The organism is Geomonas limicola, from assembly GCF_014193675.1.
Taxonomy (GTDB): Bacteria; Desulfobacterota; Desulfuromonadia; order Geobacterales; family Geobacteraceae; genus Geomonas; species Geomonas limicola.
Genome location: NZ_BLXZ01000003.1, coordinates 689,955 through 709,552 on the forward strand (window position 1 = coordinate 689,955; position 19,598 = coordinate 709,552).

Annotated in this window: 17 protein-coding genes; all 17 read right to left on the reverse strand. The window is 65.0% G+C overall.

Annotated elements, in window-relative coordinates; all coding sequences use genetic code 11:
- Positions 1–61 precede the first annotated feature (61 nt).
- The 17 genes from holA to der all read right to left on the reverse strand — a co-directional run bounded on the left by holA (position 62) and on the right by der (position 19,264).
- Positions 62–1,057 (reverse strand): DNA polymerase III subunit delta, encoded by a 996-nt coding sequence (holA, locus tag H7688_RS10125; protein WP_183360965.1) that lies wholly within the window; start codon positions 1,055–1,057, stop codon positions 62–64.
- Between the two features lie 127 nt (positions 1,058–1,184).
- On the reverse strand, positions 1,185–1,718 hold the full coding sequence (gene lptE / locus H7688_RS10130; protein ID WP_183360966.1) for an LPS assembly lipoprotein LptE: 534 nt from the start codon (positions 1,716–1,718) through the stop codon (positions 1,185–1,187).
- 3 nt (positions 1,719–1,721) lie between these two features.
- The gene (gene leuS, locus H7688_RS10135) at positions 1,722–4,199 is read right to left on the reverse strand and encodes a leucine--tRNA ligase (RefSeq protein WP_183360967.1); all 2,478 of its coding nucleotides are present in this window, start codon (positions 4,197–4,199) and stop codon (positions 1,722–1,724) included.
- A 181-nt stretch (positions 4,200–4,380) separates the two neighbouring features.
- Positions 4,381–4,758 (reverse strand): response regulator, encoded by a 378-nt coding sequence (locus H7688_RS10140; protein ID WP_183360968.1) that lies wholly within the window; start codon positions 4,756–4,758, stop codon positions 4,381–4,383.
- A 45-nt stretch (positions 4,759–4,803) separates the two neighbouring features.
- A complete protein-coding gene (locus tag H7688_RS10145; protein WP_183360969.1) occupies positions 4,804–5,622 on the reverse strand; it encodes a GAF domain-containing protein in 819 nt (272 codons plus the stop codon).
- A gap of 59 nt (positions 5,623–5,681) precedes the next feature.
- Positions 5,682–6,749 carry a protein-glutamate methylesterase/protein-glutamine glutaminase gene (locus H7688_RS10150; RefSeq protein ID WP_183360970.1) on the reverse strand — a complete coding sequence of 356 codons (1,068 nt, stop codon included), beginning with the start codon at positions 6,747–6,749 and terminating at the stop codon, positions 5,682–5,684.
- A complete protein-coding gene (locus H7688_RS10155; protein WP_183360971.1) occupies positions 6,749–7,615 on the reverse strand; it encodes a CheR family methyltransferase in 867 nt (288 codons plus the stop codon). The genes H7688_RS10150 and H7688_RS10155 overlap by 1 nt, the downstream gene beginning before the upstream one ends.
- Complete coding sequence (locus H7688_RS10160; protein WP_308470306.1) at positions 7,616–9,640, reverse strand: HEAT repeat domain-containing protein; 2,025 nt, start codon at positions 9,638–9,640, stop codon at positions 7,616–7,618. It lies immediately after the preceding gene.
- On the reverse strand, positions 9,640–10,677 hold the full coding sequence (locus H7688_RS10165; RefSeq protein WP_198424478.1) for a response regulator: 1,038 nt from the start codon (positions 10,675–10,677) through the stop codon (positions 9,640–9,642). Before H7688_RS10165 ends, H7688_RS10160 begins: the two co-directional genes overlap by 1 nt.
- Complete coding sequence (locus H7688_RS10175) at positions 10,671–11,222, reverse strand: chemotaxis protein CheW (protein WP_281379438.1); 552 nt, start codon at positions 11,220–11,222, stop codon at positions 10,671–10,673. Before H7688_RS10175 ends, H7688_RS10165 begins: the two co-directional genes overlap by 7 nt.
- Positions 11,223–11,321: 99 nt before the next feature.
- Complete coding sequence (locus H7688_RS10180; RefSeq protein ID WP_183360972.1) at positions 11,322–11,690, reverse strand: response regulator transcription factor; 369 nt, start codon at positions 11,688–11,690, stop codon at positions 11,322–11,324.
- 44 nt (positions 11,691–11,734) lie between these two features.
- Positions 11,735–12,706 carry a chemotaxis protein CheW gene (locus tag H7688_RS10185; protein WP_183360973.1) on the reverse strand — a complete coding sequence of 324 codons (972 nt, stop codon included), beginning with the start codon at positions 12,704–12,706 and terminating at the stop codon, positions 11,735–11,737.
- Between the two features lie 29 nt (positions 12,707–12,735).
- Positions 12,736–13,536 (reverse strand): ExeA family protein, encoded by an 801-nt coding sequence (locus H7688_RS10190; protein ID WP_183360974.1) that lies wholly within the window; start codon positions 13,534–13,536, stop codon positions 12,736–12,738.
- The gene (locus tag H7688_RS10195; RefSeq protein WP_183360975.1) at positions 13,536–15,623 is read right to left on the reverse strand and encodes a chemotaxis protein CheA; all 2,088 of its coding nucleotides are present in this window, start codon (positions 15,621–15,623) and stop codon (positions 13,536–13,538) included. Before H7688_RS10195 ends, H7688_RS10190 begins: the two co-directional genes overlap by 1 nt.
- Positions 15,624–15,772: 149 nt before the next feature.
- Positions 15,773–16,138: a response regulator gene (locus H7688_RS10200; protein ID WP_183356543.1), complete on the reverse strand. Its 366-nt coding sequence runs from the start codon at positions 16,136–16,138 to the stop codon at positions 15,773–15,775.
- A gap of 1 nt (position 16,139) precedes the next feature.
- The gene (locus H7688_RS10205) at positions 16,140–17,861 is read right to left on the reverse strand and encodes a response regulator (RefSeq protein WP_183360976.1); all 1,722 of its coding nucleotides are present in this window, start codon (positions 17,859–17,861) and stop codon (positions 16,140–16,142) included.
- A gap of 80 nt (positions 17,862–17,941) precedes the next feature.
- Positions 17,942–19,264 (reverse strand): ribosome biogenesis GTPase Der, encoded by a 1,323-nt coding sequence (gene der / locus H7688_RS10210; RefSeq protein WP_183360977.1) that lies wholly within the window; start codon positions 19,262–19,264, stop codon positions 17,942–17,944.
- Between the last annotated feature and the right edge of the window lie 334 nt (positions 19,265–19,598).

A 19,598-nucleotide genomic window follows, 5' to 3' on the forward strand; every position in this document is an offset into this window, starting at 1 on the left:
CAGCAGGGTTCCCCTTTTTGATTGTTGTAGCGAACGTCCCCTCCCGCAGGGGAAGAGTGACCTATCGCTTCGTCCTGCAGGCTTCCAGGACGAAGCGTTCGAACAGGGCGTCTTCCAACCCACCGGACTTGAAGGCCAGGTCCAGCTCCAGCATCCCTTCGAAAATCTTCAGAAGCTCACCCACCCGGTAGTTGCGCGCCTGCTGCAGCACCTTGTTCAGGAAGTACGGGTTGATGCCGGCGGCCTTGCCGATTTCCGAGTTGGGCATCTTGCGGTCCAACAGTTCGCGCACCTGCCAGAGCTGCCGGTAGTGGCGCGCCACCCCACCCAGGATGCGCAGCGGCGCCTCCCCGTCGTCCAGAAGCGTGGTCAAAAGGCGCAGCGCCCGGGCGGTGTCCCGGGAACCGAGAGCGTCGGTGAACTCGAAGACGCTCTCCACCTTGGTATCGGAGACGATCGCCTTCACGTCCTCGACGCCGATCTGCTCCTTCTTCCCGCAGAAAAGGCAGAGCTTCTCGATCTGGGAAACCAGCTCCTGCAGGTTGTTTCCTACCAGGTAGGCCAGGAGTTCCGCCGCCTGGGAGTCGATCTTCTTCCCCGCGGCGCGCACCTCGTCGCGCACGTAGGGCCCCAGCTGGTTCTCGTAGGGCTTCTTGAACTCCACGAACTCGCCGCGCTTCTTGAACTCGGCGAAGAACTTCTTGCGGCCATCCACCTTGTCCGCCTGCAGGATGAGACAGGTGGAGGGGGAGGCGTCCTGCAGGTAGGGGAGCAGGATCTCCTGGGCGGCGGCGGGGAGCTCGCCCCCCTTTTTCACCAGCACCACGCGGCGGTCGGCGAACATGGGGAGCGTCTGGGCGGCGGAGAAGATCTCCTCCCCCTTGCACTCGTTGCCGTAGAAGAGGTTCAGGTTGAAATCGCGAAAGCCCGGGTCCACGGTGCGGTCCAGGAGTTTCTTCACGGCGCGCTCCACGAGGCAGGGCTCGTCCCCGCACAAAAGGTACAGGGGAGCGATCATTCCCTTCTCCAGCGCTCTGTCAAACTCTTCCGGTTTCATTGATGAGGTTCTCGTTCGGTTCGCATGGCACAGGCACCACGCCGACCGGCACCCAGCGCCGGCCAAAATGAAAAGGCCGCCCAGCTCTTAGGTGAATTGGGCGGCGCAGGACGTTTCATTATCTGTTTCAAAACCGGTCGCCGGCCTTTTGCCAGATGTCCTCGGCGAGCCGGCGGCAGACCTTGGCGGCGGCCGCCTCCTCGGAGTTGCGCTGCAGGGCGAGGTTCAGGTTGACGGGATAGGTCTGCGACTCGACGAGTTCCCCTTTCCAGACCACCTTCTGGGTCACGCGGTCGCGCAGCACCGCCTCCACGGAGATGTCGAGCCGGTACTCGCGGATCTGGTCCTGGGCGTTGTAGGAAACCGCACTGCTCCCGTAGCTCAGCACCGTCCCGGTCAGCTCGAGCGTGGCGCTCGGCCCGGTGACCACGCGCCCCCCGGTGCGCAGCGCCAGCTCGTCCACCAGGCTGCGCGCCAGCACCCCCTCGACCCCGGCCTGGTAGCTCCGGTTGGCGAAGACCACCACGTCGACGCCCTGGTTCGCGAAGAGCGGCTCGTCGTGCAGCACCGCACGGTAGCCGCAGCCGCCCATAAGGGCGGCAAGCAGCAGGATCCCGACGAGCAACGGGAGGGTCAGGCGTGTGCGGGAGACAAGGCGCATCGGCTAGGCGACCACGATGTTGACCAGCTTGCCGGGGACGTAGATCACCTTCTTCACGCTCTTCCCTTCCAGGAAGACCTGGATCTTGTCGTCGGCGAGCGCCGCCTGTTTCACGGTCTCCTCCTGGACGTCCGGGGCGACCAGGAGCTTGCTCCTCAGCTTCCCGTTCACCTGGATAACCACGGTGATCTCGTCGTCCACGACCGCCTCGGCATCGTAGCTCGGCCAGCCGGCCTTTTCCACCGACCCGGTGTAGCCGAGTTCAGCCCAGAGCTCCTCGGTAAAGTGCGGCACGAACGGGGCCAGGAGGCGCACTACCGACTCCACCCCCTCGCGCACCACGCCGACGCTTTCCGGGGCGCTCTTCCCTTCGAAGCCCTGCAGGGTGTTGACCAGCTCCATGACCGCGGCGATGGCGGTGTTGAAGTGGAAGCGGCCGTCGATGTCCTCGGTCACCTTCTTGATGGTCTTGTGCACTGCGCGGCGCAGGTTCTTGGCCTCCGCGGAGAGGGTCGCCAGGTCGGCCGGCGCGGCGCTCTTCACGGCCGGCAGCACGTCGAACACCAGGCGCCAGACGCGGTTCAAGAAGCGGTAGCTGCCGTCGACACCCTGGTCGCTCCAGTCGAGGTCCTTTTCCGGGGGAGCGGCGAAGAGCGAGAAGAGGCGCGCGGTGTCGGCTCCGTAGCGCTCAATGAGGGCGTTCGGGTCGACCACGTTCCCCTTGGACTTGCTCATCTTGGCGCCGTCCTTGATCACCATCCCCTGGGTCAAGAGGTTGGAGAACGGCTCGTCCACGTTGCAGTAGCCCAGGTCGCGGAGCACCTTGGTGAAGAAGCGGGCGTACAAAAGGTGCAACACGGCGTGCTCGATGCCGCCGATGTACTGGTCCACCGGCATCCAGTACTCCACCTTCTCGCGGTTCAGGGGACCACCCTGGTACTTGGGCGAGCAGTAGCGCAGGAAATACCAGGAGGACTGCACGAAGGTGTCCATGGTGTCGGTTTCGCGCCGGGCCGCCTCGCCGCACTGCGGGCAGGTGCAGTTCACGAAGGACGGCACCTGGGCGAGCGGGTTCCCCCCTTCGCCGGTGAAGGCCGCGTCCATCGGGAGCACCACCGGGAGGTCCTTTTCCGGAACCTGGACCACGCCGCACAGCTCGCAGTTGATCACCGGAATCGGGTTCCCCCAGTAACGCTGGCGCGAGATGCCCCAGTCGCGCAGGCGGAAGTTCACGGTCTTCTTGCCGATCCCCTCCCCTTCCAGGTAGTCGGCGATTCTTTCTTTGGCCTCGGTGTTCGAGATGCCGTCGAAGCTCCCCGAGTTGACCATGATCCCCTCGCCGGTGAAGGCCTCGGTCATGGTTGCCGGATCCAGGGTCTCCCCTTCGGGGTTGATCACCACCTTAAGCGGCAGGCCGTACTTGCTGGCGAACTCGAAGTCGCGCTGGTCGTGGGTCGGCACCGCCATGACCGCGCCGGTACCGTAGTCCATCAGGACGAAGTTGGCGAGGTAGATGGGCATCTTCTCTTTGGTGACCGGATTGATGCAGTAGGAGCCGGTGAAGACCCCCTCCTTCTCCAGGTCGTCGGAGCCGCGCTTGATGCGGTCGGTCTTCTTCACCTTGTCGATGAAGGCCTCGACCTGGGCGCGCTGCGCCTCGGTGGTGAGCTCCGCCGCCATGGGGTGCTCGGCGGCGAGCGACATGAAGGTGGCGCCGAACAGGGTGTCCTGGCGGGTGGTGAAAACCTTCACCTTGGAGCGGCCGTTCTCCAGCGGGAACTCGATCTCGCACCCCACCGAGCGCCCGATCCAGTTGCGCTGCATGGTGAGGACGCGCTCGGGCCAGCCGCCGGCGAGCCTGTAGGTGTCGTCGAGCAGTTCCTGGGCATAGGCGGTGATCCGGAAGGACCACTGCTCCAGCTCCTTTTGCTGCACGATGCTGTCGCAGCGCCAGCAGGCGCCGTCCTCGACCTGCTCGTTGGCGAGCACGGTCTCGCACTTGGGGCACCAGTTGACCGGGGAGACCTTCTTGTAGGCGAGCCCCTTTTTGTACATCTCCAGGAAGATCTGCTGCTCCCACTTGTAGTAGTCGAGGTCGCAGGTGGCAAGCTCGCGCTCCCAGTCGTAGGAGAGCCCCAGGCGCTTCAACTGCCCGCGCATGTAGGCGATGTTGTCGTAGGTCCAGTGGGCCGGATGGCTCTTGTTCTGGATGGCGGCGTTCTCGGCGGGCATCCCGAAGGCGTCCCACCCCATCGGGTGCAGCACGTTGAAGCCCTGCATCCTCTTGAAGCGGGCGATCACGTCACCGATGGAGTAGTTGCGCACGTGCCCCATGTGGATCTTCCCCGAGGGATAGGGGAACATCTCCAGGAGGTAGTACTTCTTCTGCGCGGGATCCTCGGTGGCGCGGAAACTCTCATTTTCCGCCCAGAACGACTGCCACTTATCCTCAACAACCTTGGGGCTGTACTTCTCTTCCATGAAAACACCTCCGTGATATGAAAAACAGGTTGAGGTCGAGGTTGAGGTTGAGAAAGCTCTCCCCCCACACCGCGGCCCCAACCGCTGTGCTAGAAACAGGTCAAGGTTAAGCCGGGAAGACAGCATACCCCAAGCTTAACCTCAACCGCAATCCCTACCTGTGCCGCCCGGGTCCGTCGTGCTAGACGATCCGCAAAAGCCCCTTGGCCACCTCGAGAATCTTGGTGGGCTGGATCGGCTTGGTGATGTAATCGTTGGCCCCCAGGGTCAGCGCCCGCTCGCGGTCTTCCTGAGCCCCTTCCGTGGTGATCACCACGATCGGGATGTTCTTGTAGTTGGCGTCGTTGCGCACCAGACTCACCAGCTTCAAGCCGTCCATGATCGGCATGTTGATGTCGGTGAGGATGAGGTCAAAACGCTCCGCGGAGAGTTTTTTCAATCCGTCGACACCGTCGTTCGCCTCCACGATCCTGACACCCCTGATCCTTTTCAGGGCAAAGGCGATGAGCTGCCTCATGGTCGGCGAGTCCTCGACTATCAATACATTGTATTCAGACATCTGTCCGCTATCCCCCCTGGCGTTACTGCATATGGCAGTGCCCGCTTATTTCGTCAAAAGGTCGATGAAACCCTGGATGGTTGAGAGCTTGCGCTCGGAGTCGCTGTAGAGCCGGGAACTGAAGATGGCGGTGGCGGCGTGGCCGGCCAACAGCGTGAAGAGCTCGTAGTCCACCGGAGCGAATTCCTTTTTCTGCACCAGGAGCTTGTAGATGGCGAGGACGCCGATCACGTGCTCCTTGATCTTCAAGGGGATGCAGACCATCGGGCTTAAGAAGTCGCGCTGATAGTCGTCCACGTCGGAGACGAAGTGGTTCTCGCCGGACTGGGCGACCTGCCCGATCACCCCCTTACCGAGCCGCACCACCGGGATCTGCTCGCGCTCCACCCCTTCGGTCGCCACCGCCTGCAGCTCGTCGCTCTTCTCGTCCAGAAGCAGGATGGCGAACTCCTCGGCACCGATCAGGTTGATGATGATCTCGGTGATGATCTGGAGCACCTCGCAGAAGTCCAGCGTCGAGTGCAGCTGGTAACTCGCGATGTAGAGGTTGGCGAGGTTGTTGTTCTCGTCCTCGATCTCCAGGTAGCGCGCGGCGAAGTCATGGTTCTCCTCCTCGACCTGGCGGATCCGGTCCAGGATCTCCTGTTTCTCCGCCTCCAGGTCCGCGATGCGCTCGGAGAGCCGCCGCACCTCCTGGGCGGGAGGGTCGCCCCCACCCGGGCTCGGGGTCTTTTCCAGCTCCAGGAGCCGGTAGCGCAGCCGCTCGTTCTCCCGCATGAGGTCCTGGGTGAACTCGGCCCCCTTCTTGAAGACCTGCAGAAACTCCTCGCCCCTGCTCGTCAACCGATCATCGTCCTTTTGCATATGCTCTCCCAAAAATCAGGTTTAAGACCAAACTCTTGTACCTTCTTAGTTGACGGCCGTTACCCGAACCGCGGCATGAGGCCGCAGCGGTACACGATCTCCCGCACCATGGCGTCGATGGGGACCACCCGGTCCACCTGCCCCGTGGCGACCGCCTCGCGCGGCATGCCGTAGACCACGGCGGTCTCCTCGCTCTCGGCGATCACCTGCGCCCCCAGGCGCTTGGCCTGACGCACGCCCTGGGCGCCGTCGTTGCCCATCCCGGTCAGCACCACGGCCAGCATCCGTTTCCGGTAGATCTCGGAGAGGCTCGCGAACATGGCGTCCACCGAGGGGACGTAGCGGTACTTCGGCTCCGGTTCGACCACCCGGGCCACGACCTTGCCGCCGCTCTCCACGAAGAGGAGGTTCTTGCCACCCGGCGCCAGGAGGGCGCGCCCCGGCAAAACCTCGTCGCCGTCTTTCGCCTCGCGCACCTCGAACCCGGTCAGGCGGTTCAGCCTTTCGGCAAAGGTGGTGGTAAACCCGGGGGGCATGTGCTGCGCGATGGCGACCGCGAAGGGGAGCGGCTCGGGAAAGGCGGAGAAGATGCGCTGCAGCGCCGGAGGACCGCCGGTGGAGGAGCCGATGGCGACCAGGTCGAGCGTCGCCGGGCTCTGCGCCGCGGGGGTAGTGGGTAGTTCCACCACCGCCTGCGCTACCGGCTCGGAGCGCCGCTGCACGCGGGCCATGTTCAGCTTGAAGACACCCTGGACCTTCTCGTGCAGGTCCTTCTGGATCTTCAGGAGCTCGTCGGAGATCACCGTGGTCGGCTTGGCGATGAAGTCCACCGCCCCCAGTTCCAGCGCCTTGAAGACCTTCTCGTCGCCGGAGGTGGAGCTGATCACGATGGTGGGGACCGGCGTCGAGGCCATCAGGATGCGCAGCATGGTGAAGCCGTCCATGCGCGGCATCTCGAGGTCCAGGGTGACCAGGTCCGGGGTGAGATCGATCACCCGGCGGATCCCCTCCTCGCCGTTGGTGGCGTACCCCACCACCTGCACCCCGGGAAGCTCCTCGAGCATCTTCGTTATGGCGCGCCGGTTGTAGGCCGAATCGTCGACCACCACTACCCGTATCGTTTTCATTATGCAGCCCTCCCGAAGCTGGGGGCCGGCTTTTGATAGACCATGTCGTTTTTCAGGTGTCTCAGGGCAAACGCCGTGGAGAGGTTCATGAGCGACTCGGAGTGTCCCAGGAGCAGGAACCCGCCGTCTCTGAGCGTGTTGTAGAAAGAGTCGATGACCCGCTTCTTGGAAGCCTGGTCGAAATAGATGATCACGTTACGGCAGAAGATCAGGTCCATCTTCCCCAAAAGCGCCAGCCGGTTCGCGTCGAACAGGTTCATGTGGCTGATGGAGACCAGTTCACGCACCTCGTCGCAGATCCGGTACCCCTCCTGGGTCTCGGTGAAGAAGCGTTTCTGGTACTTCTCGTCGGTGCAGCGGAACGAGGACTTGCCGTAGACCCCCTTGCGGGCGTGCTGCACCACCCGCTGGCTGATGTCGGACCCGACGATCTCCACGCGCCAGCCGGGAAAAAGCCCCTGTTCCAGGATCAGCATGGCGATGGTGTAGGGTTCCTCACCGGTGGAGCAGCCGGCGCTCCAGATGCGCAGGGTCCGCTCGCGCTCCTTCAGGGTCTTCAGCTCGGGGAGGATCTCGTCGGTGAACGCCTTCAACTGGAACGACTCCCGGAAGAAGTAGGTCTCGTTGGTGGTGAGGATGTCCATGATGTCGGACAGCTCCTCGTCCTTGCTGCGATCGTACTTCAGGAACTGGTAGTAGTCCCGGAAACCGGCCAGGTTGTGCAAGGTGAGCCTTCTCGCCAGGCGCTTGTCCAACAGGTACTTGCTGTCCTGGTCGAAAAACAGCCCGCAATGGCTGTAGATCAGGTCCCGGATCAGGCGGAACTCCTCCTCGGAGAGCTGCAGGTCTGGATCGATACTGAACATTTAGCCCAACCTGCCCAGGAGACCGGAGATCTCCCCCCTGACCAGCGGGTCCGTTTCCTGCGAAAGTGCCGTTTCGAGCCGCGAAAGTGCCGCCGTCCCGAGCGCCTCGGCGAGGGCGCGCGCGAAGCAGCGCCGGACCCCCCAGTGCGGGTGCCCGAGCAGGGGGTCGCAGTGCCGCTCGATCCAGCCGTTGCCGGTGCCGCAGAGGATGCCGATGGCGGCCTGCACCACCTCCTCGTCGCTGTTCGCGAGGGCCGCCTCGACGGGAGCCAGGTCCGCGCCCTCCCCCAGCGCCGCCACGGTACCCAGGCCGGCGATGAGGACCGGGCCGCGGGCGTCGGCGATGAGCGCCACCACGCCGGGAAGCGCCCGGGGGTCGCCCAGCGCGGCCAGCCCCTTGAGCGCCGCCGTCTGCACCCAGGGGTCGGCGTCGTTCAGCGCGAGTAAGAGCGGCTCCACGGCATCAGTCCCGCCCACCTCGCCCAGCGCCTGGGCGGCGGCGACCCGCACCTGCGGGGATTCGTCCACCAGCGCCATCACCAGGCTTCCGACAGACTGCGGCTGGCCGCAACGCGCCAGGGAGGTGACCGCCGCGGTCCGCACGCCGGCGTCCTCGTCCTTCACCATAAGCCCCAGCCGCTCACTGTCCGACAGGCTCGCCAGCAACAGCGCCGCGTCGCGCCGGCGCTCGGGGCGCCCGGACTGGGAGAGATCGCTGCACAGGCGGGTCAGTTCCTCAGGCTCGCGGCTGCTCAGGCGCCTGAGCGCCTCGAGGGCCGCCTCGGCCACCTCGTGGGCGGGGTCACCGAGCAGCGAAGCGATGCGCCGTGCCGCCCCCTTCGGGGCGAGTTTGGCGAGAGCCAGGGCACAGGCGCTTCTCAACTGGGGGGCATCGTCCTCGAGGCCCTCCCGTACCAGGTCGACTGCCTCGACAAGACCCAGCTCGCCGGCCACCTGTGCGATGAAGGCCTGTTCCTGGGCGTGCGCCTCGGGGTAACGCTCCAGGAGCGTGGCGAGAGCCGACTCCCCCACGCCGCGGAAGGCCTGCAGGCAGGCGGCACGATGCCGTTCCTGGCGGGCCACCGCAAGAAGCCCCGGGACGGCGCGCTCCTCGCCCATGATGCCGACCACCCTGACCACCGCATCGAGCACGACGGGGTCGGTGCCGTCGAGCGAGGCGAGCAGTCCCGCCACCTGGGTCGAGCCCTTGAGTTCCTTCAAGGGGCGGTCGATGAGCTCTTGCGCCTCTGCACCACCCAGCCTCACCCTGAGTCGCATCAGGGCGACCACGGCGGCCTCGCGGGCATTTTTCACCGGTTCGCCGAGCCCCTTCAGGAGCAGCGGTGCACAGGCCGGCTCGCCCAAAAGGCCCAGACAGTCATAGACGGCCCGCCGCAACAGGCTCTCCCCGAGAAGCGGGGTAAGCACCTCGAGCGGTACCGGTACCCCGATCTTCCCCAGGGCATCCAGCACGGTGAACTTGAGCCAGAGGTCCCCCCCTTCCAGGACCTTCAAAAGCGGGGGGTGCGCCTGCGCGTCGCCGATCTTCCCCAGGTTCTCGGCCGCGGCCACCCGTACGTTGGGGTCCGGGTCGTCCAGCGCGGAAACCAAGAGCGGCAGGCAACTGCTCGAGCCGATGCTCCCCAGGATGTCGATCACGAACTTCCTCAGGTCGTGGTCCGGGTCGCTCAGGTGGCCGCACAACGGCGCCACCGCCCGGGTCCCCAGGCGCTCCAGGAGCTCGACCGCCGAGGCGCGCAGGCCGGCGTTGTCGGCCGAGCGCAGGAGGTCGATGATCCCCTCGACGGTCTCGGCCTTCAGGGGCTGCGCCGCCAGGAGCGTGGCCACGGCGTCCTTGCGGACCCGCCAGCTGCCGTCCCCCATGGCGCAGAACAACAGCGGCATGGCCGCCTCGAGCGGCTGGTGCGCCAGGCCGATCACGGCACGGCGCCGGGCCTCCTCGTCGGGTTCGCGGAGTTGCTTTGAGATTTCTTCCAGGCTCGTCAGCAGGGGCGCTCTCCTTATTACAGGTTCAGTTCCGCACGTTTCTTGGCTATGAGCTCTTCGAAGGCTTCCTTGAGGTACGCGCTCTTCTCGCGCACCGACTCCGCCACCCGCTGCCGGTAGAGCTGTTCACCCTCGCGGATGTCCTCTGCCAAAAGCTCGTAGAAGTTCCCTTCCCGCACCCCCTGCTCGACCTTGGCCTGGCTGTACAGCGCGATGTCGGAAACGATGATGCGGGCCAGGCGCCGCGCCTTGAGCTGGGCCTCGGAGAGTTCGGCCGTGGCCGCCGGCTCGACCGCGCTGCCGGTCCCTTCCGCCTCGGCCTGGCGGATCTCGCCGCGGCTTTCTTCCTGCCGGGCCAGTTCGCTCGCCGACGGGGCGCTCGGCTGCGCGCTGCTGCCGGAGACCAGCCGGTAGATCATGGGAACCAGCGAGTCCGGGATGTGGTGCTTCTCGAGGTAGTCGTCGGCGCCGTAGAGCGAGTTGGGGGAGCGCTTGTAGCGGGTCTTGTCGTAGATGGAGGCGATCAGGACCACCTTCATGCCGGAGAGCTCCGGGTTCTGCCGGACCCGCTCCACCACCTCGAAACCGAACATGGTCGGGAGCGCCACGTCGAGCAACAGCACCTGGGGTTTCTCGCGCTCCACGGTCTCCAGCGCCACCTTGCCGTCGGTGCAGACGAAGAGTTCGAAGGGCTCGTTCACCAGGATCTTGCGGACCGCCTCGCAGAAGGCGGCACTTTCATTGGCGAGAACCACCCTGATGGCGCCGGAAACCGGCGTCGCGGGTGCGGGGGAGGCAACCGGCGGGCGCGGTACGATCGGCGCCTGCACCGGTGCGGCCGGTACCACCGGGACTGCCGGGGCGGCGGGTGCTACCGGGGCTGCCGCCGGCCGGGGTGCTGCAACGGGCGGCACGGTCGGGGCCGCGGCGGGCGCCTGGCGGGATACCAGGCGGAATACGGCACGGCAGTTGGAACAGCGCAGCTTCTGGTCGCTGACGGCGTGGGCCTCGTCGATCTGGAATTGTTTCTTGCAGTTGGGACAGGCTATCAGCATGCGGCGCTCTTTTTGTTGGGTGTGGTTGGGCCGGCGTCGGGGTCAAGGATGCCCAGTTCCGCCTTTTCCTGGAAGCTGAGCAGCGAATCGATGTTGAGCAAGAGGACCGGGACCTCCTCGACCAGGGCGAGGCCGATCAGGTACTCGCTCCCGACGGCACGCACGCCGCGTGGCGGCGGCTTCAGGTCGCGCAGCTGGATGGTGATCATCTCGGTCACCTCGTCCACCACGAGCCCCAGCTGCTGCCCGGAGATGGAGAGGATCAAAAGGCGCGCGGTCTCGGGGTGCTCGCAGGGGGGGAGCCCGAAGCGCTTTCTCAGGTCCACCACCGGGATCACGCTGCCGCGCAGGTTGATGACCCCCTCCACGAAGGGGAGCGCGCGCGGCAAGGGGGCCAGCTTCGGGAGCCGGATGATCTCCTTGATGCGCATGATGTCGACGGCGTAGAGCCCGTCGGCCATCCTGAGGCAGGCCACCTGGATCTCCTGGAGCTGCTCCTTGTTGACTTCCCCGACGACGTCGGTCCCGATGGTTTTCCTTCGCACGATCCCTCACCCCGCAGCTGCTCATCCCCGCGCCCCCGACCGGAATCCCGGCCAGGCACGCGGAACCTTGTAAATCTTCCGAAGACCCCGCCTGGCGCCCTAGCCGACGAGCCCTTCGATCACCTCGAGGACCTTCACCGACTTGAAGGGCTTGGTGATGTAGGCGTCGGCGCCCGCCACCTTGCCGCGCTCCAGGTCGACGCTGCTCTTCTTGGCGGTCAGCATGATCACCGGCAGCGACCGGGTCGCCGGGTTTTCTTTGATGGCCCGGCAGATTTCGAACCCGTCGCTGTCCGGCAGCATCACGTCAAGGACCACCACGTCCGGACGGTCCTTCTCGATCGCCTCCAGCGCGCTCTTGCCGTCGCGCACCCCGGTCACCGTGTACCCCTTCGAGGTGAACAGGATGCTTTCCAGCTTGAGGAGGCTCTCCTCGTCCTCGACCACCAGGATCTTGTTCTTTTTCATACGCCCCCCGGCTCGTTCTAGTTAGGTCCAGATCTCGTTACGTCTCAAAGGAGGCCTACGTCCAACACCTTCTCCATGTCGAGCAGGATCAGCATCCGCCCCGACACCCGGCCGATCCCCTGCACAAAGTCGCGGTCGATCCCCTCGAGCACCACCGGCGCGGCCTCCACCGACTCCTCGGCGATGCGCACCACCTGCACCACCTGGTCCACCAGGATGCCGCAGAAGCCTCCCAGCCGCTTCACCACGATGATCCGCTCGCGCTCGGAATGCTCCCCGGCGGGGAGCCCCAGTCTCAGGCGCATGTCGAAGATCGGGATGATGATGCCGCGCAGCGAGAGGATCCCCCGCACGAACTCCGGCACCCGGGGCACCTCGGTCACCTCGCGCGGCTTGATGATCTCCTTGATGTCCATGATGCTGATGGCGTACTCCTCGCTCGCCACCTTGAAGCAGAGGAGTTCCAGGGTCTCCTCGGCCACCTCGTTCTCGAGGAACTCGTCCTCCTCCTGGGCGGTCTCGCGCCCCTTGAGGATCAGGGCCGCCGGGTCGAAGCCCACCGGTTCCGGCGCCTCCTCAGCGGGGGAGAGCTGCTGCGGCAGCTCGGGATAGGAGAGGCCGGGGTAGCTGAGCGTCACCGGCTCCTGCCACTCCTCGGGCGCCCCCAGGTCGTCCAGAAGCTCCGCCTCCTCTGCCACCGGCGCCAGGGCGGGGCGTACCGGCTCCAACTCCGGTGCAGGGGGGGAGAGCAAGGGCTCGGCGACAGGTTCCTGCTCCGGCTCGGCGCGGTGTAGTTCCCACTCGGGGGGAGCCTGCCAGACCGGCGGCTCGGGGAAGTCCTCCTCGAAGGCCGGGGGCTGGACCGGGGCCGCCGGGATGCTCTCCAGGGCCGGATCCAGCGGCGAGCCTGCCACCGCCTGCCAGAGCGCCTCGAGCCCCACCGCGCCTTCGCGGGGTGCGGGCTGGGACTGTGCCGCGGCAGCCTGGGCTTTTCTTCTGATGTCGGCGAGATTCATGCCTATTCCACCTTTTAAGCCGCGAACGGCTAGTTCACAAGTTCCGCCGCGCACTCCGCGACGATGGTCGCGTCGATGAGGGCTGCGTCACGGCCGAAGCCGACCAGAAGCGCGTTGGTGGCCACCGCGTTGATACGCCGGGGGACCCCGCCGGAAAGCTGGAAGATGCACTGCACCGCGTCCGGCGTGAAGAGCCCCGCCTCGCCTCCCGCGGCGATCACCCGGAAGTCGAGGTACTCGAGGGTCTCCTCGAGCGACAGGGGGCTTAGGTGGAAGCTGAGCGAGATGCGCTGGCGAAACGGCTCGTAGACTGGGGAGGCCAGCATGGCGCGCAGTTCCGGCTGCCCCATGATGACGATGCTCAAAAGGTTCCGGTCGTCCAGCTGGAAGTTGGTCAAAAGCCTCAGCTCGTCGAAGAGTTCGCGGTCCGGAATGAGCTGCGCCTCGTCGATCACCACCACCGGGATGCGCCCCTCGCCGTGCATCCGGTAGAGGGCGCCGGTGATCTCGTTCAGGAGCTCGTCCTTGCGCAGCGACGGCGTGCCGACCTCGAGCCCCGAGGCGATCACCCGCAGCAACTCGTCGGCGCTCAGGCGCGGGTTGAAGACGAACAGGAAGTGATAGCGCGAGCCGGCCCGGTCCATCAGCGCCCGGGAGAGCGTGGTCTTGCCGCAGCCGATGTCGCCGGTCAAAAGGGCGATCTCGCTCTCCTCGATGGCGTACTCGAGCCGGGCCAGTGCCTCGCGGTGCCCGGAACTCATGAAGAGAAAACGCGGGTCCGGCGTCTTGCTGAACGGCTTTTCCTTGAGGCCGTAGAACGCCTTGTACATCAGGCCGCACTCCCCCGGGTTGCCTCGCTGATCAGGCTCCCCACGTCGAGCACCAGGATGGTGCGCTGGTCCCCCAGGTCGGCCGCGCCCGAGATGCCCCGGAAGGTCTCGAAGGTCTCGCCGATCGACTTGATCACGATGTCCTGCTGGCCCAGAAGGTCGTCCACCACGATCCCCAGGCGTTTTTCGGCGACACCTACCACCACGACGTAGAAGTTGTCGGGGGTCACCCTCTCGCCGGAGAGCTGGAACAGGTCGGCCAGGCGCAACAAGGGGAGCGTGGTCTCGCGCAGCTGGATCACTTCCTTGCGCTCCACGGTCCTGATCTCGCTCTTGTCCACCAGGATGCTCTCCAGGACCGAGGTGATGGGGAGCGCGTAGGTGCGCCCGGCGGTGGAGATGATGAGCGCCTTGATGATGGCGAGCGTAATGGGGAGGGTGATGGTGACCGTGGTGCCGTTACCCGGGCGGCTCTCCAGGTCGATGAGGCCGGAGAGCGCCGCGATGTTGGTGCGCACCACGTCCATGCCGACGCCGCGCCCCGAGATCTCGCTCACCTCCTGGGTGGTGGAGAAGCCGGGGAGGAAGATGAACTCGAGTGCCTCGCGGTCCGAGACCTCCTCGCCCGCCCCCAGGACGCCGAGCTCGCGCGCCTTCTGCTTGACCCGGGCCACGTTGATGCCGCCGCCGTCGTCCTGCACCTGGATCACCACGTGGTTCCCCTTCTGGAAGGAGGAGAGGATGATGGTCCCCTTCTCGTCCTTGCCGGCGGCCAGGCGCCGCTCGGGGGACTCGATGCCGTGGTCGATGGAGTTTCTCACGATGTGCATGACCGGGTCGGAGATGTCCTCGATGATCAGCTTGTCGAGTTCGGTGTCGCTGCCGAAGAGCTTCAGGTCGACCTTCTTCCCCTGCTCGCGGGAGATCTTGCGGACGATGCGGGACATCTTCTCGAAGAGCTGCCCCACCGGGATCATGCGGATCTCCATGACCCCTTTCTGCAGCTCGGCGAGCTTCTTCTCGAGCCCCTTGGCCGCCTTGGCGAGTTCGATGGAAGGGGCCAAAAGGCCGTCGCGGCGCATGCGGATGGCGACGTCGGAGATCATCGAGTGGGAGAGCACCAGTTCGCCCACGATGTTCATCAGCTGGTCGAGCTTGCCGATGTCGACGCGGACCGTGCGGCTCATGCTCTTCGCGGTGACGGTCCCGGCGTCGCTGCCGAGCGTGGGGTGGATCTCCTCCTCTGCGCTGGCCGGCAGCGAGGGTTCGGCAGCGGAGGCCGGGGCGCGGCGGGCCGGATCGTGCTGCGTACTGGCCGGGGCCGGGCGCTTGGTCTCGCCCCCCAGCCGGGTCACCGTCAGGTGCTCGCGCTCGATGAGCGCGCTCAGTTCCGCGGTCGCCATGTCGGTGCCGAAGAGGATCTCGAAGTCGATGCCGGCCTCGAGGCCGCCCGAGGCGGAGGGGAGCGTGGAGATCACCTCGCCCACCTGTTTGAGCTGTTCGGTCAGTTCCATGAGCTCGGAGTCGAAGCTCACCAACAGGAGCGAGACCTGGATCGAGTAGACCTTGCGCCCCTTCTTGACGTTCTCCAGCAAGCGGTGTTCCTCGTACTCGGTCATCGAGTTCAGGACCCGCTCCGGGAGGTTCAGCTGGGCGAGCGGCGAGGCCTTCTGGGCGTCGGGCTTTTTGGTCAGGCAGTCGCTGATCCGCTGTTTCAAGACGGAGAGGTCGACCGGTTCGCGGCTGCTCTCGCCGGCGTTGCGCACCAGGACCCCGAGGAGGTCGAGCGCCTCGAAGAGCGCGCTTACCACCGTCTGGCTCAGTTCCACCTTGCCGAGCCTGAGGGCGTCCAGAAGGTTTTCCAGGTGGTGTCCCAGGTCGGCGATCTCGGTGAAGCCGAACATGCCGGCGAGCCCTTTCAGGGAGTGCGCCGCGCGGAACACCGAGTTTACCAGGTCGGGGTTGCAGTCGCCGCCGTCCGCGCAGTCGGAAAGAGCCACCAGGTCCAGGCTCAGCTGGTCCAGGATCTCCTCGGCCTCGGCCAGGAAGTCCTTAACCGCCTTGCCTATGTTCTCTTCAACGCTCATAGTCTCTCTTTAGAAGATCTTCTATGTCCTACGCTCCAGGCTAAACCCTGGTCTTCACTCGGGTCTCGTTATACTCTTCCGGCCGGTCCAGGCCGGAGCCCACCTCTCCCCTCACCCCGCCGGGAGCGAGGCAGGGAGGCCTTGGTCCGTTACGCCAGGTACTGGCAGATGAGCTGCTGCAGCTTCTGCGGGTCGAAGGGTTTCACCAGGTACTCGTTGGCCCCCAGGGCAAGCCCCTTCTCCAGGTCCTTGTCGCCGCTTTCGGTGGACACGATGAACAGCGGGATCTGCTGGTAGTTGGGGTTGTTGCGCACGTAGCTGATCAACTCGAGACCGTTTATGTCGGGCATGTTGATGTCGGTGATGATCAGGTCCACCTGCTCGCGCGGCAAAAGGCGCAGCGCCTCAAAGCCGCTGGCCGCCTCCACGATGGTGAAGCGTTCCAGTGCGTCGATGGTGGAGACCAGCATCGAGCGCATGGTATTGGAATCTTCCGCTATCAGTATCCTCTTCACGTTACCTGCCCTCCCGCCCCTGTTCTTGCAGCCTGCGCTGCAACAGGGCCTTTTCCATGGCTATGCCGGCCTGGCTCAGGAAGATCTCCAGTGAGTCGGTGTCGCCGATCGGTTTTTCTTCGGGGAGGTTGTCGCCGTACAACAGCGCCACCACCTTCCCCTCGCTGACAATCGGCCCCACGAAGACTTCCGCGGGACGGGTGTCGCCCAACTGGCCGAGAAACATCTGGCTCCAGCGGGAGGCATCGGGCTCTCCCTTCAAGGGGAACCGGGTCTCCAGGACCGGAGAGAAGAGCGAGACATCCTCGCGGGGAATCCGGATGCTCCGGATCCTCATGTCGGCACTGCCGTCCTGGTCTTCGATGCCGAACTGCCCCAGCCCCTCGATGACGTCCTTTTTCACCAAGAGCACCACCGCCCGGTTCATGAACTCGGCGGCAAAGCGCAGTACCAACAGGATGATCTCGCCCCCCAGCGCCGGGTTGTTGAGCTCCTCGAGCATGCCGCGCAGCTGCGAGATGCCGGTACTCTGCTGCAACGGGGGGGCGGCGAGCGCCGGCTCCTCCCCCAGTTCCAGGCGCAACTCGTCGCCGATGTTCACCCGGTTCAAGGTGATGCCGCCGCCGTCCGCCTCGACCCGGGACAGGCCGGACAACAGCGTCGGGGCGAAGGCGGGGATGCCGTCCTCCAGGTCCCCCTTGAGCGGTTTCATGAGCACCGGGATCCCCAGGGAACGCGACTTTCTCTGGGCGTCCTCGTTGCGGAAGTCGCTCAAGGCCAGAAGCGGCAGGTCGGGGAAGTTGTTGCGCAACAGCTCCAAGAGCTCGAGCCCCCCCAGGATGCCGGTGCCGTCCATGCGCGGCATGACCAGGTCCACCACCACGCTCGGGCGCACCCCGTCGCGGAACAGGCAGTCCACCCGGATCAGGGCGTCCTCGGAGCGCTCGATCGCCTCCACGCGGTAGCCGTGCTTCTCGAGCAACTCGGCAAGGGCCGCGAGGGTCGCCGGGTCGTCGTCCACCAGGACCAGCGGGCGCCCCGGGCGGTCGGCAGCGGGGGGCGGCTCGGGTGCGGCGGCGGGTTGGGGAACGGGGGTGATCGTCTCAAAAGCGGGGACGGCAGGCGCGCCATCCTGCAGCAGGTCGAAGGCGAGGTCCAGGGAGGGTTCGACCTCGGGGGAGGGGGCGGGTTCGTCGATGAGCTCGCCCCGGTGCCGCTTCTCGTCGATGATGCGCGACCCTTCCATGGCGAGGTACTGCGGGTTGAGGCCCTGGTGCAGCATGAACTGCACCGGGTCGAGCTTGGTGGCGTCGCCGGAGGCGATCTCCTGCAGCTCGAACTCGAAGGTCCCCTCGGCCCAGGCAAAAAGGGAGTAGACCACGCTCTCGATCTGCTCCCGGACCACCGTCTCGATCGCCTCGGCGCTTACCCCGAAACGCTCGATCATGATGGTGCCCAAAAGCTGGCGGTACCCCTCGTCGGCCTGGATGCTCAGCGCGCGTTTCAGGATGGTGAGGTCGATGACCCCTTTCTGGATCAGGACCTCCCCCAGGTTCTGCTGGAAGGATGAGGAACTCGCCCGCACCACCTGCCCGTTTTGAAAAACGATGCGTGCTTCCCGCCCACGGCTCTCCAGCGAGAGCACGCCGGACCGTCTGCTCAGACTGACGATCTGCAGGATCTCACCCAAGCCGAGGTCTTCAAGATTTCCAACGAGACTCATGGTTGCGGTTCTCTCATGTGGGAAATGGGCGCAGAATTCCGGCCATACTAAACCATCGTATGAGCCAAGTAAAGAATGATTTAGCCTTGTTTCTTGTCGCGTCCGCGGAAGATCAACTTCATCGGAGTACCGTTAAAACCAAAAGCTTCTCTGAATCTGTTCATAAGGTACCGCTCATAGGAAAAGTAAATTCCCTCGGGACGATTGGTAAAGATGACAAAGGAAGGGGGCTTGGTGCCCACCTGAGTTGCGAAATAGAATTTAACTCTTTTCCCCTGATCGAGCGGTGCGTGGTTTTCTTCGGTCGCTTGCGAGAAGACCCGGTTCAGATCGGCCGTGGAAACGCGCTTGGAGAACTGCTCCATGACCAGGTCCACTTCCTGGATGATCTTGCCGGTACGCTGCCCGGAGAGTGCGGAGACGAACAGGATGGGGGCGAAGGGGAGGTACTTGAAGTTGCGCCGGATCTCCTCGACGAACTTCCCCATGGAGCTGTTGTCCTTGGCGAGGGTGTCCCACTTGTTCACCACGAAGATGCAGCCGCGACCCGCCTCGTAGGCGTAGCCGGCGATCTTCGAGTCCTGCTCGGTGACCCCGTCCTCAGCGGAAAGGACGATGAGTACCACGTCGGCGCGCTCGATGCTCCTGAGCGCATCCATGACGCTGTACTTCTCCACCTTCTCGACGGTCTTCCCCTTGCGCCGGATGCCGGCGGTGTCGATGAGCAGGTAGGGCTTTTGGTTGCACATGAAGCGGGTGTCCACCGCGTCGCGGGTGGTCCCGGCGGTGGGGTTCGCCACCACGCGCTCGTAGCCCAGGAGCCGGTTCACCAGGGTCGATTTCCCCACGTTGGGGCGCCCGACCACCGCGATGCGGGTGATCTCCTCCTCGACCTGGTGGCCGCTCTCCTTGGGGAGGGCCTCGACGACATCGTCCATCAGGTCGCCCACGCCGCGGTTGTGCTCGGCGGAGATGGTGTAGATATGGTCGATCCCCAGGGCGTAGAAGTCGCCGGCCGCAGCCTCCTGGCGGTCGCCGTCCACCTTGTTGATGATGAAGAAGATCGGCTTTTCGACGCGGCGCAGCATCTGCACCACGTCCTGGTCGGCGGGGGTCAGGCCGTCGCGGGCATCCATCACGAAGAGGATCAGGTCCGCCTCGTCCATGGCGAAACGGGACTGCTCGCGCATCTGCTGCAAGAGGCGGTCGTTGGTCTCGGGCTCGAACCCGCCGGTGTCGACCAGGATGAAGGGGACATCGAACCGGTTTACTTCCGCGTAGTTGCGGTCGCGGGTCACACCGGGCATATCGTCGACCATCGCCTTGCGGCGCCCGACCAGCCTGTTGAAGAGGGTGGACTTCCCGACGTTGGGACGCCCGACGATGGCAATAATTGGTTTCATGTAGTTCCAGCGGGAAAATGCAAATTCAAGTTTCTTGGATAAGACAGCATTTTCTTCTTTCTAAGGTATTTGACTGCCGACCGGTATGTGTAACATTTTGCGAGATATTACGCAAGTAATCCCCGCTTTTGCCGGGACCTTACCTCCCCGGGGGAAATGCCCGGGGAGCGCAACGCGGCGCAGCGCTCCGCCTTGCCCCAGGCACACCCCCACAGCGCGTGCCGCGTGCCGGGGATACGATAATTGACATCTCCCATCCCATCTGCTAGGTTTAGCGCTCGCCCAAGCGAGCCCAAAGCCCGCCCAGAGCGCTTCGGCCCACAGCTCCCCACCC

What these genes read in the sequence shown, in the direction of transcription:
- holA (WP_183360965.1), bottom strand. Translation starts at nt 1,057, where the DNA reads ATGAAACCGGAAGAGTTTGACAGAGCGCTGGAGAAGGGAATGATCGCT.
- lptE (WP_183360966.1), bottom strand. Translation starts at nt 1,718, where the DNA reads ATGCGCCTTGTCTCCCGCACACGCCTGACCCTCCCGTTGCTCGTCGGG.
- leuS (WP_183360967.1), bottom strand. Translation starts at nt 4,199, where the DNA reads ATGGAAGAGAAGTACAGCCCCAAGGTTGTTGAGGATAAGTGGCAGTCG.
- H7688_RS10140 (WP_183360968.1), bottom strand. Translation starts at nt 4,758, where the DNA reads ATGTCTGAATACAATGTATTGATAGTCGAGGACTCGCCGACCATGAGG.
- H7688_RS10145 (WP_183360969.1), bottom strand. Translation starts at nt 5,622, where the DNA reads ATGCAAAAGGACGATGATCGGTTGACGAGCAGGGGCGAGGAGTTTCTG.
- H7688_RS10150 (WP_183360970.1), bottom strand. Translation starts at nt 6,749, where the DNA reads ATGAAAACGATACGGGTAGTGGTGGTCGACGATTCGGCCTACAACCGG.
- H7688_RS10155 (WP_183360971.1), bottom strand. Translation starts at nt 7,615, where the DNA reads ATGTTCAGTATCGATCCAGACCTGCAGCTCTCCGAGGAGGAGTTCCGC.
- H7688_RS10165 (WP_198424478.1), bottom strand. Translation starts at nt 10,677, where the DNA reads ATGCTGATAGCCTGTCCCAACTGCAAGAAACAATTCCAGATCGACGAG.
- H7688_RS10180 (WP_183360972.1), bottom strand. Translation starts at nt 11,690, where the DNA reads ATGAAAAAGAACAAGATCCTGGTGGTCGAGGACGAGGAGAGCCTCCTC.
- H7688_RS10185 (WP_183360973.1), bottom strand. Translation starts at nt 12,706, where the DNA reads ATGAATCTCGCCGACATCAGAAGAAAAGCCCAGGCTGCCGCGGCACAG.
- H7688_RS10190 (WP_183360974.1), bottom strand. Translation starts at nt 13,536, where the DNA reads ATGTACAAGGCGTTCTACGGCCTCAAGGAAAAGCCGTTCAGCAAGACG.
- H7688_RS10195 (WP_183360975.1), bottom strand. Translation starts at nt 15,623, where the DNA reads ATGAGCGTTGAAGAGAACATAGGCAAGGCGGTTAAGGACTTCCTGGCC.
- H7688_RS10205 (WP_183360976.1), bottom strand. Translation starts at nt 17,861, where the DNA reads ATGAGTCTCGTTGGAAATCTTGAAGACCTCGGCTTGGGTGAGATCCTG.
- der (WP_183360977.1), bottom strand. Translation starts at nt 19,264, where the DNA reads ATGAAACCAATTATTGCCATCGTCGGGCGTCCCAACGTCGGGAAGTCC.